14 protein-coding genes are annotated in these 8,891 nt (G+C 47.5%); 1 reads left to right on the top strand and 13 read right to left on the bottom strand.

What is annotated here, in order from left to right:
* Nucleotides 1-162: 162 nt before the first annotated feature.
* From AB5642_RS14415 to AB5642_RS14435, 5 genes are all read right to left on the bottom strand, one after another.
* On the bottom strand, nt 163-654 hold the full coding sequence (locus AB5642_RS14415; RefSeq protein WP_002304359.1) for a hypothetical protein: 492 nt from the start codon (nt 652-654) through the stop codon (nt 163-165).
* A 56-nt stretch (nt 655-710) separates the two neighbouring features.
* Complete coding sequence (locus tag AB5642_RS14420) at nt 711-965, bottom strand: CPCC family cysteine-rich protein (protein ID WP_002304358.1); 255 nt, start codon at nt 963-965, stop codon at nt 711-713.
* A gap of 311 nt (nt 966-1,276) precedes the next feature.
* Entirely contained in the window at nt 1,277-1,573 is a 297-nt protein-coding gene (locus tag AB5642_RS14425; RefSeq protein ID WP_368371706.1) for a DUF3847 domain-containing protein, read from the bottom strand.
* Nucleotides 1,566-1,907 (bottom strand): DeoR family transcriptional regulator, encoded by a 342-nt coding sequence (locus AB5642_RS14430; RefSeq protein ID WP_118657063.1) that lies wholly within the window; start codon nt 1,905-1,907, stop codon nt 1,566-1,568. Before AB5642_RS14430 ends, AB5642_RS14425 begins: the two co-directional genes overlap by 8 nt.
* Nucleotides 1,904-2,092 (bottom strand): hypothetical protein, encoded by a 189-nt coding sequence (locus AB5642_RS14435; RefSeq protein WP_368371707.1) that lies wholly within the window; start codon nt 2,090-2,092, stop codon nt 1,904-1,906. Before AB5642_RS14435 ends, AB5642_RS14430 begins: the two co-directional genes overlap by 4 nt.
* A gap of 483 nt (nt 2,093-2,575) precedes the next feature.
* Between AB5642_RS14435 and AB5642_RS14440 the strand changes: the two genes are divergently transcribed.
* A complete protein-coding gene (locus AB5642_RS14440) occupies nt 2,576-3,382 on the top strand; it encodes a helix-turn-helix domain-containing protein (protein ID WP_368371708.1) in 807 nt (268 codons plus the stop codon).
* A 171-nt stretch (nt 3,383-3,553) separates the two neighbouring features.
* On the opposite strand, the gene AB5642_RS14445 is transcribed toward AB5642_RS14440, so the two are convergent.
* From AB5642_RS14445 to AB5642_RS14480, 8 genes are all read right to left on the bottom strand, one after another.
* Nucleotides 3,554-3,880 (bottom strand): hypothetical protein, encoded by a 327-nt coding sequence (locus tag AB5642_RS14445; RefSeq protein ID WP_002592125.1) that lies wholly within the window; start codon nt 3,878-3,880, stop codon nt 3,554-3,556.
* Between the two features lie 47 nt (nt 3,881-3,927).
* Complete coding sequence (locus AB5642_RS14450) at nt 3,928-4,305, bottom strand: TnpV protein (RefSeq protein ID WP_002592126.1); 378 nt, start codon at nt 4,303-4,305, stop codon at nt 3,928-3,930.
* Entirely contained in the window at nt 4,265-4,537 is a 273-nt protein-coding gene (locus AB5642_RS14455) for a helix-turn-helix transcriptional regulator (protein ID WP_002592127.1), read from the bottom strand. Before AB5642_RS14455 ends, AB5642_RS14450 begins: the two co-directional genes overlap by 41 nt.
* Before the next feature lie 282 nt (nt 4,538-4,819).
* Nucleotides 4,820-6,433 (bottom strand): recombinase family protein, encoded by a 1,614-nt coding sequence (locus AB5642_RS14460; RefSeq protein ID WP_368371709.1) that lies wholly within the window; start codon nt 6,431-6,433, stop codon nt 4,820-4,822.
* Nucleotides 6,434-6,544: 111 nt separating this feature from the next.
* Complete coding sequence (locus AB5642_RS14465; RefSeq protein ID WP_002569233.1) at nt 6,545-6,733, bottom strand: transposon-encoded TnpW family protein; 189 nt, start codon at nt 6,731-6,733, stop codon at nt 6,545-6,547.
* Entirely contained in the window at nt 6,730-7,584 is an 855-nt protein-coding gene (locus AB5642_RS14470) for an ATP-binding protein (protein WP_055222989.1), read from the bottom strand. Before AB5642_RS14470 ends, AB5642_RS14465 begins: the two co-directional genes overlap by 4 nt.
* Nucleotides 7,581-8,330 carry a phage replisome organizer N-terminal domain-containing protein gene (locus AB5642_RS14475; RefSeq protein ID WP_005921277.1) on the bottom strand — a complete coding sequence of 250 codons (750 nt, stop codon included), beginning with the start codon at nt 8,328-8,330 and terminating at the stop codon, nt 7,581-7,583. Before AB5642_RS14475 ends, AB5642_RS14470 begins: the two co-directional genes overlap by 4 nt.
* The gene (locus AB5642_RS14480) at nt 8,320-8,532 is read right to left on the bottom strand and encodes a hypothetical protein (protein WP_005927784.1); all 213 of its coding nucleotides are present in this window, start codon (nt 8,530-8,532) and stop codon (nt 8,320-8,322) included. The genes AB5642_RS14475 and AB5642_RS14480 overlap by 11 nt, the downstream gene beginning before the upstream one ends.
* Nucleotides 8,533-8,891 lie beyond the last annotated feature (359 nt).

Consider the following 8,891-nt stretch of genomic DNA (forward strand, 5'->3'; position numbering starts at 1 on the left):
AACTACACGGCTCACTGGCGATTACCGTGACCGGACTTACACCGGCAAGTGTAGTCCAGCTTTGCTGGACACACGCAGAAAAAAAGCAGGCAACCTTTTTCAGATTTCCTGCTTGGTGTGCCGCTTTGTGGGCGGCGGGTATTTAGTTGTAAGAGTTTGGGGTTACTTTTTGACTTCCTTTGTGATTTCAGTTGTCTCTAACTGTACCCGATAAGTGCTTTCTTCTCCGTTCAAATTGGTTGTTTTCAATTCAAACCACAAATTATCAGTCAACTTATCAGCGTCACTATCTCTGAGAATGTCACCAGAAATTTGTCCAACATTTCCAGAAACATCTATTGTCTCACCTGTCTGATCATCAACACCATTAGAAAGCAGAGTTTCTTTTTCGCTTCCATTGATATAAATGGTCGTTGAGTATGTGGTAATATTAGCAAAATCGTCTGACATCACTTTCAAATCACCACCATAGCAAATTTCATCTTTGCCATCTAAAATAATTACACCATTCGACACAGAAATATATTCATTTTCTCCGCTAAATGAATATACCTTTAAGGACTGTTCTTCATTGCTTTCGGAGGAAGTGTTGCACCCTGCAAGCAGAACCGTACAAGCAAGCAACGATAGCATAACTGCCATTATCTTTTTCATAATATCACCATCCCATCAAATTTCAATTTTTCAGTTCTACAAGTTGGAAGTTGTCGCTATGAAATTTCTTTTTCATCATCTCTTGGTGATCGGACATAACATAACATTTCTTTTTCACAAGCACCAAATTTTGAGAAATTGAATTTCGCTTCTTTTAGTGTTATTCCATGATTAGAGTCGCTTGGTTCGTTATCAGAAGCAATAAACGGGTCATTCTCCCAAAAACAAACGGGGCAAATATACCCACAATCTTTATTTGCCGGAACATTATAGGTAAAATATCCGCAGCAAGGACATTGGTATTTTTTCATATAAACCTCCCGTTTAATCCTTGACCTCAAATTCCTGATTTATTGCTGACTTCATTATACTTTATTGCCTATCGAAAAGATAGCATATTTTATGAAACTTGTCGGCTGGGAACAGCTTGCAGCGCAAGGTGTCCCCAGATGGCAAGTCCACAAAAGGGTAGCTGGCGGCAGCCAGCGCAGGGGAAGCGTAGCGTCCCCTGTATGATTTGGAGCAGACCATGACTGCGGAAAATCACAGCCCTCCGGCGAGGAGCCTTCGGAGAACGCAATGCACCAACCTCTGGGTGGTGTATAATTGCGCCCTTAGTAAACTAAGGGGTTTCTGGCTTCTCCCGTTCCAGCAGTTTTTTCAATAGTTCCTGCGTGTCCTGTCTGTGAAAAATGAGTTTCAACAACAGCATGACATCATCATCTGTCAGGCGTTCCGGCTCTTGCAGAAAACTTTCCAGCATACCGCCACGGGTACAGAGCCGGTGCGTCCGTTCCTTTCGGGTAAGCTGCTTTAACTGGTACTGCAATGCCTTTTCATCATTGATGGCTTTCCGCAGTTTCTTTTCGCTTTTCTCCAGCTCCCAGTTTAGCTTTTCCAGCTTTGAGGTATCAGGCAAGGGCAGCGTCCTCCTTTCCCGGTATCAGCACATAAATCCTGTTTGGTTCTCCAACGCCCTGACGCACCCGCATGATAAGTCCGGCGATTTCCAGTTCATTCAGAGAACGCTTGACCGTCATGGGGCTGCGGGACAGGACTGCGGCAATGGCTGTGACAGGGAAGCAGACAAACAGGATTCCGTTCTCGTCCTCTTGCCCTTTGGAGAGCATAGCGTCCAGCATCCGGCAGTACATGACCTTTGCGGTGCTGCTAACTGGAAATCCTGTCAACGCTCTGGGAAATGGCATACATGGCGGCAATGGTGTGTCTATCGTCATAAATTCAAAATTCATTCGGTGTGTTCCTCCTTATTCTTTGCTCGTTTGGATAAATAACGGGGGCAGTCAATCACAACCGTCCGGAAGCTCTGCCTGCACCCATGCTGGCATTTCCGGCATAATTCGTTGTAAGTGACACGCCCCCGGTCATTGAGGTAAAAAGAAAGCTCCTGCTTCCTCTTTTTGCTCATTCTCGGCATATTGCGCTTCCTCCCGTTTTAGTGTATGGTTTCGGGGCGATTTTCGGCAAAATTACAGCCATAGAGCCCCCTAAAATCTCCCGAAGTATCAGCGATAGGGTAGACTATCCCCCTATCAGATTGTCGTGTTTCGGTATCATTTCGGTGTCAGTTCGCCAGTTCTCCCCGGTGTCGTTCCTCCCCTGAATCTCACAGCGGCGTATCGCTCCCTTTGGTATGCTCGTTTCGGTCAGGGTTCCTCCATATCCCTGCCAAAAGTCATGGCACTACATCGCCGGGGAAGCATATCCCACACAGGCTGGTCATTCGATTGGAATAATCCATCGATGAACTACCTGTATCATAGAACATTTTTGTGCCTCGTGCGGTATGTCCACAAAGTAGGAATTCGGGGTAAAAATCAGAAATTTCCACGATTGCGGAATTGATATGGTATAATCAATTCAACGGTTATAAATGCTGTCAGAAGGGGGAACTGCTTCAATGAACGGAGCTACTACAATACAGGAACGGCTAAAAGATTTACGATTAAACAAAGGATTAAAACTGGAAGAACTGGCAGAGCAAACGGGTATTTCAAAATCGGCTCTTGGCAGTTATGAAAAAGATGACTATAAGGAAATCAATCATGGCAACCTTATCCTGCTGGCAGATTTTTATGAGGTGTCCCTCGATTATCTCTTTTGCCGGACAGAGAACCGGGCGGAGATCAACACGCCATTAAGGGAGCTGCATTTGAGTGATGAGATGGTAGCACTTCTGAAAAGCGGTCGGATTAACAACCGTCTGCTGTGTGAACTTGCCACACATAAGGATTTTATCAAGTTTCTTGCAGACATTGAGATTTATGTGGACGGGATTGCCACCATGCAGATTCAAAACCTCAATGCACTTGTTGATACCGTCCGGCATGAAATCATTGAACGGTATCGCCCCGGCGAAGATGACCCCCATTTGAAAGTGCTGCAAGCCGCCCATATCAGTGATGATGAATATTTCAGTCACATGGTACGGGATGACCTCAATCTCATTATCCGGGATATTCGAGAAGCCCATAAAAAGGACAGCGAGAGTGCACCCCAGACCACCGTTGCCGATGAACTGAAAGAAAATCTGGAAGCGGTTGAAAATTTCAAGGGCAGCCGTGATGAAAAGCTGGTTGTCCTTTACTGTAAGCAGCTTGGTATCAACTATAAAAATCTGTCAGATGAAGAATTTCGCTGGCTGATTCGGATTCTCAAAAAGTCAAAGAAAATGGGAACGCCCATCAGCCAGAGGAAAAAACGATAAAGAAAAACCGCTGTTGCATGGTTTGTTGGCTTCCATGTAGCAGCGGTTTGTGCTGTGGTTATTCAGTTAAATTTTCAGAATGACAAGCTGGAATTTTATTTATGCTTTCTCATATCTTTTTCTATTGACTTTTGATCCTACGCCCCACAAAAAAATAAATATACGCCCTATCTATTCTATACGAACATTCACCAAACTCATTGTAAGTCCTTCGCCTGTTTCAACACTATACCATTTTCCCTTTTCAAGCTTAATCGTTTCACTTGCTCCAGAGGTAATATAAGGAATAGCATAATTTACCCCAGTTTTTACATCAATAAAAATCACTTCTGTATCTTTCGGACTACTTACTTTTACAGTTCCTGTGATTGATTGTATCTGTTCATTGCCAGAGAGTGTAAATGTGTGTGCCTTTATATATTCTCTATAACTAATTCCTGCCACTAAAATTGCAAAAACAACCAAAATTCCAATAATAATCTTTGTTTTCTTTTTCATACTATCACCTACCAATCCCGATTTGTCATAATCATTCTATCACACCGTTATGAATAAATTATCTCACGCAAAATAATTTCTTCTGCCCGGTTGTGAATGTTATTGCAACGCTGCACCCATTCCATTTGATGGGTACGCTTTAATTCTTCGGTCACGCCCTCGGCAGCTTTCATCTGTTCCATGATGGTGTCTAACCGTTCCTGTGCCTGTTCGTTCAGGTCTGTAAGATATGTCCATAGCTCTCCGGTCAATATCAATGTGTTCAATCTGGCTGGGTGGACTTCTCTTAAATATTCCCGGTGTAGCCGTCCATACTTTCCAATGGGGCGGTGTTCTTCCGGCAGCTTCAAATCCGGGATGTAGTAATCCCCAACAAGGATATAATCAATTCCGTTTTCTGTTATTCTTGGTTTCAATTCGCTCATGTTCCTTACCTCCTGTGGAAGCAGGCTCGTCTGGTACTAACTCAATCACATCGGTAATCTCACAATTCAGCGTTTCGCAGATACGGGCTAATGTGTCCATGCTGATGTGCTTTCCCTCTTTGCTCATGTTGGCAATCATATTCGTTGTCATACCGGCGGCAAGCCTTAAATCTTCTTTTCTCATATCACGCTCTAACAGTGTGTGCCAGAGTGGTTTATAGCTGATGTGCATATTGTTTTCCTGCCTTTCTATCCATACCACCGGGGCGGCTGCCCCGGCAGGAACTTTTCTCTTATTATTATAGCACCAATCTTGTGAAATCACAATTTATTCTTGTAACCTGCCGCTGATACCGTCTGGATTGTGCTTTTCCTTTCTTTTTGTTCCCTTTAATTAGCCATGAACTGCTTAATTCCCTGTGATTTTGCTTATGTGTGATAAAGAAGTAATAGAAGTGTAAAAAATTTTGCCGTTCCTATCCGGCACTTGCGCAGGGTGTCGGATAGGTCGGGCTTATTCTTCGGGCAAGTCAATCTTGCCGACAAAGCTATAATAAATATCAATGCGCTGGTGGCGTACTTCGTTCTCGTCATACTCACATTCATAGACAACGATTTTCTCCACCATTTCACGCAAGAGGGTGTGTGTCAGTTCCTCGATAGAAAGGTACTTGCGGACAACGTTCATAAACTTTTCAGCGTTTACCGTGGCTTCCTGTGCCTTGTCCAGTTCGCCCTGCAATGCGGCGGCTTTCTCCTTCAGTTCCCGCTGCTCGGCTTCGTAGTCTGCGGACATTTCCATAAAACGCTCGTCATTGATTTTCCCGTTTACATTGTCCTCATACAGACGTTTGATATAGCGGGAAAGTTCTGCAATGCGGCTCTGCACCTGTTCAAGCTGCTTCGTGGCTGCCGCCTGTTTCCGCTTGCCGCCCATTTCATTCTGCTGGATAAGCAGCTTCACGAACCGGGCTTCATGCTTCTGTGCATAGGCGGTCACTTTCCGCAGATTGTCCAGCACACCCGCCGTCAAAAGGTCGGTTCGGATGAAGTGCGCCGTACAGTCGGCGGTGCGCTTCTTATAGCTGCCGCAGATGTAGCAATCCTGCTTTCTCTTGTCGGTCTGATACCGCTGCTGGTACATCACATGACCGCAGTCGGCGCAGAACAGCAAGCCGGAGAACAAGCCCACATCATCGTAGCGGTTGGGGCGTTTGCGCTGCTTGCGTAACTCCTGCACCCGTTCCCATGTCTGCAAGTCGATGATTGGCTCATGGTGGTTCTCGAAAATCGCCTGTTTCTCAATGGGGTTGTCTATGCTGTGCTTCATCTTGTAGGACGGTTTTTCCGTCTTGAAGTTCACAAGACAGCCTGTGTATTCCCGGTTTTCCAACAGATGAACAACGGTATTGGTCGCCCACTTACATTCATAGCCGGGGTGGTAGCGGCGTATGCTGCCTGTGCGCTGGTATTCCAGCGTTCCCGGCGTGGGGATTTCCTGCTCGGTCAGCATACGGGCTATCTTGGTCGGACCGTTCCCGGCAAGGCAAAGCTGGTAAATCTGCTTGACTACCGGGGCGGCTTCCTCGTCAATGATGAAATTTTCGTCCTCGTCCATGAGGTAGCCGTACACGGGCTTGCTGGTAACAGGCTTACCGCTCATGCCTTTTGCTTTCTTAACTGCCTTGATTTTTTTGCTCGTATCTCTCACCATCCATTCGTTGAAAAGATTACGCAGCGGGGTAAAATCGTTGTCGCCCATTGCGCTGTCCACTCCGTCATTGATAGCGATGAAGCGGACACCTTTCTGTGGGAAAATCATTTCCGTGTACATTCCCACTTGCAGGTAGTTTCGCCCTAACCTCGACATATCCTTTACGATAACTGTCCCGACTTTTCCGGCTTCAATGTCCGCAAGCATGGCTTGAAAACCGGGTCTTTGAAAGTTCGCACCAGAATAACCGTCGTCCGTGTACCAGCGCAGATTGGAAAAGCCGTTCTGCTTTGCATAGGTTTCAAGGATACGCTTCTGATTGGAAATGGAATTGCTCTCGCCTTGCAGCTCGTCCTCATGGGAAAGTCTTGGGTAAAGGGCGGTAATTGGTTGTTGGTTGGTCTGTCTTAACATAAAATCCTCCGTTTCCGACAGCCAGCCCCACTATTCCGTACCTTGATTGTACCACATGGGGCGGCGGTCTGTATAGCGGCAAAAGCGTCAAATCTGCTTCTTTATGGTCGGTCAAATCGCCGTTTTTTGTGTAGCAGCTTCCGCTTCCAGCACTTTCATCATCTTGTCGGCTGCGGTGTCGGTTGCACCCTGCTTGAAGAAGCCGGAAACGGTAAGGACGGAGTTGCCCATGCGGATTTCCGTTACACAGTCCGGGCGGCGGTCTGTTTTGGTGGTGCTTGTCTGTTTCGTTTCTGTCATAGGCTCTCCTTTCGCTGCTTCATCAGTTGCTTTAAGCGTTCCAGCTTTTCCTGTGCGGTTTCCTTTCGGAAGTTGCTGCCCGTGAAGCGGACGGGGGCGCACATGGAAGTCAGCCTGTCATAGATACGGGCGTGGGGCGTGTCCTGCGGGTGCTGCAATTCCTCCAGCGTGAGGTTGGTCGTGGCGATCAGCGGCTTGTCGCTTCGGTAACGGCTGTCAATCACGCTGTAAACCTGTTCCAGCCCGTATTCTGTTCCTCGCTCCATACCAAAATCATCAAGTATCAGCAGGGGGTAGCTGCAAAGGCGGGAAATATATTCGTTCCTGCCATCAAAGCTGGCAGCAAGGTCATTGAGTATGGTTGCAAAGTTTGTCATACAGACGGCAACCTCTTTCTCCATAAGGGCGTTGGCGATACAGGCGGCAAGGTAGCTTTTTCCTGTCCCCACGCCGCCCCAAAACAGGTAGCCGATATTTTCAGCCTGCATGGTTTCCCAGCTCTCCACATAAAAGCGGGCGGTTTCGGTCTGCGGGTTTCTGCCGTTGTCATGCTCAAATGTCCAGTTCCGCATAGCAGGGTCGGTAAAGCCCCGGCGTTTCAAGTCCTCCACTTTTTCAAGGTGCTTCTGTCGGCTTTCGGCGGCTTGCTGCTTTTCACGGGCTGCCCGCTGGCAGTCGCAGTCTGTCGGGTGGCGGTCACGCCCGAAACAGGTCTTTCCCTCTGCAAAGTAGGCTTCTTTGGGCGTATGGCACTTGCCGCAGTATAAAAGCCCGTCCTCGCCTGTGTAGTCCTCCGCTTCGGCGGTAGTGGCTGTAATGTCCGTAATCATAGCTTCAATCTCGTTTTTCATAAGCTCTCGCCCTCCTTGCATGAATAATCGGGTATACCCTGTTTCGGGGCAGCCTTGCCTTTGGCAGCGTCTTCCTGCGCCCACTTGTAAATGGTGGCTGCATGGCTGTGGTACTGCTTCCCAGTGGAAGCGATATGGCAGGAAAGCCGGTCAATATAATACTCCCACTTGTCGGGCAGCTCTGTTTTCAGCCCGGAAAGCTCTGTATCGGTCAGTATCACATTGTTGTATCTGCCATAAGCGGCAGGGGTGGGGTGTCCCGTTTCTCCCTCTCTCTCTTTTTCTATCTCTATCTCTTTCTCTAACTCTATCTCTATCTCTGGTGGACGAATGTCGGACAAATGTCCGCCTTTTGTCCGGGGCGGTAAAAGTGCTTTGTTTTCCAGCCTTGCAGCCCGTTTTCGCTCGGCTTCGGTAGAGGACTGTCCTATCATCAGCTCAATGTCGGTCATATAGAAAGCCCCGCTGTCAAGCTGCTCCACAAGTCCCAACTGCCGGAAAATCTCTAAAGCCCTCTCAACCGTCCCTATCTGGTGGCGGGTCAGTGTCGCTATCATCTGCGCTGTGTAGGGGATATGCTCGTCAAGCTGCAACTTCCCGCCGTTTTTCAGCGATTTTAAGTACAGCTTCAAGAGGATATTGGAATATAAAATTCCGTCTTTCATATCTTCCAGCAGCACAATGGAGTCGCTGTCAAAAAAGTTCTCTTTCAGCTTGAGGTAGTAATACTTGCGGTTATCTGCCATTGTCCCTGTCCTCCTTTTTCCGGCGTTTGGAGTAGTAGCGGGGGCAGAGTATGATAACCGCCCGGAAGCTCTGCTTGCAGCTATGGGTACAGCCCCGGCAGAGGTCGTTGTATGTGATACGGTCGCAGGTGGTATTTCCGACTTTCACTTGCCGCAGGAAAAAAGACCATTCCAGCCGCCGTTTCTTGCTCATTCTTGGCATGGGTGCGCTCCTTTCTGCCGTTTCCGCTGGTGTGGCGGTATCGGCGGTAATTCTGTATCATCTCGGTATCATTTTCGGGGTTTTTCTGCCCTGTAAGCCCGTTAAAAAATCCTTTGGTATTGGGGATAGGGTACGGGGCAGCCCCCTTGTTCTGTATGGGTTCGGGTACATTTTGGGGTGGTTTTTATCGCTCCTGTTCCTGCCTTTTCACAGGCTTGCGCTCCCGGCGTAAAATCTGGTCGATATTGCCCTTGACGGTCTGTAAGCGGCGGTATTCCTCCCGTTTTGCCCGGTAATCGTTGTAGCCGCTGTTTTTCTCTTTGATAAGGGTTTCAATCTCTGCTTGCAGGGCTTTATAG

It is taken from the genome of Ruminococcus sp. 1001136sp1_2201st1_G3_2201SCRN_220225, assembly GCF_040924365.1.
Classification (GTDB): Bacteria; Bacillota; Clostridia; order Lachnospirales; family Lachnospiraceae; genus Blautia_A; species Blautia_A faecis.

Coding starts and splice junctions, on each gene's coding strand:
- AB5642_RS14440 (WP_368371708.1), top strand. CDS start 2,576: ATGAACGGAGCTACTACAATACAGGAACGGCTAAAAGATTTACGATTA.
- AB5642_RS14445 (WP_002592125.1), bottom strand. CDS start 3,880: ATGAAAAAGAAAACAAAGATTATTATTGGAATTTTGGTTGTTTTTGCA.
- AB5642_RS14475 (WP_005921277.1), bottom strand. CDS start 8,330: ATGGCAGATAACCGCAAGTATTACTACCTCAAGCTGAAAGAGAACTTT.
- AB5642_RS14460 (WP_368371709.1), bottom strand. CDS start 6,433: ATGTTAAGACAGACCAACCAACAACCAATTACCGCCCTTTACCCAAGA.
- AB5642_RS14470 (WP_055222989.1), bottom strand. CDS start 7,584: ATGAAAAACGAGATTGAAGCTATGATTACGGACATTACAGCCACTACC.
- AB5642_RS14480 (WP_005927784.1), bottom strand. CDS start 8,532: ATGCCAAGAATGAGCAAGAAACGGCGGCTGGAATGGTCTTTTTTCCTG.
- AB5642_RS14430 (WP_118657063.1), bottom strand. CDS start 1,907: ATGAATTTTGAATTTATGACGATAGACACACCATTGCCGCCATGTATG.
- AB5642_RS14455 (WP_002592127.1), bottom strand. CDS start 4,537: ATGCACATCAGCTATAAACCACTCTGGCACACACTGTTAGAGCGTGAT.
- AB5642_RS14450 (WP_002592126.1), bottom strand. CDS start 4,305: ATGAGCGAATTGAAACCAAGAATAACAGAAAACGGAATTGATTATATC.
- AB5642_RS14465 (WP_002569233.1), bottom strand. CDS start 6,733: ATGACAGAAACGAAACAGACAAGCACCACCAAAACAGACCGCCGCCCG.
- AB5642_RS14420 (WP_002304358.1), bottom strand. CDS start 965: ATGAAAAAATACCAATGTCCTTGCTGCGGATATTTTACCTATAATGTT.
- AB5642_RS14415 (WP_002304359.1), bottom strand. CDS start 654: ATGAAAAAGATAATGGCAGTTATGCTATCGTTGCTTGCTTGTACGGTT.
- AB5642_RS14435 (WP_368371707.1), bottom strand. CDS start 2,092: ATGCCGAGAATGAGCAAAAAGAGGAAGCAGGAGCTTTCTTTTTACCTC.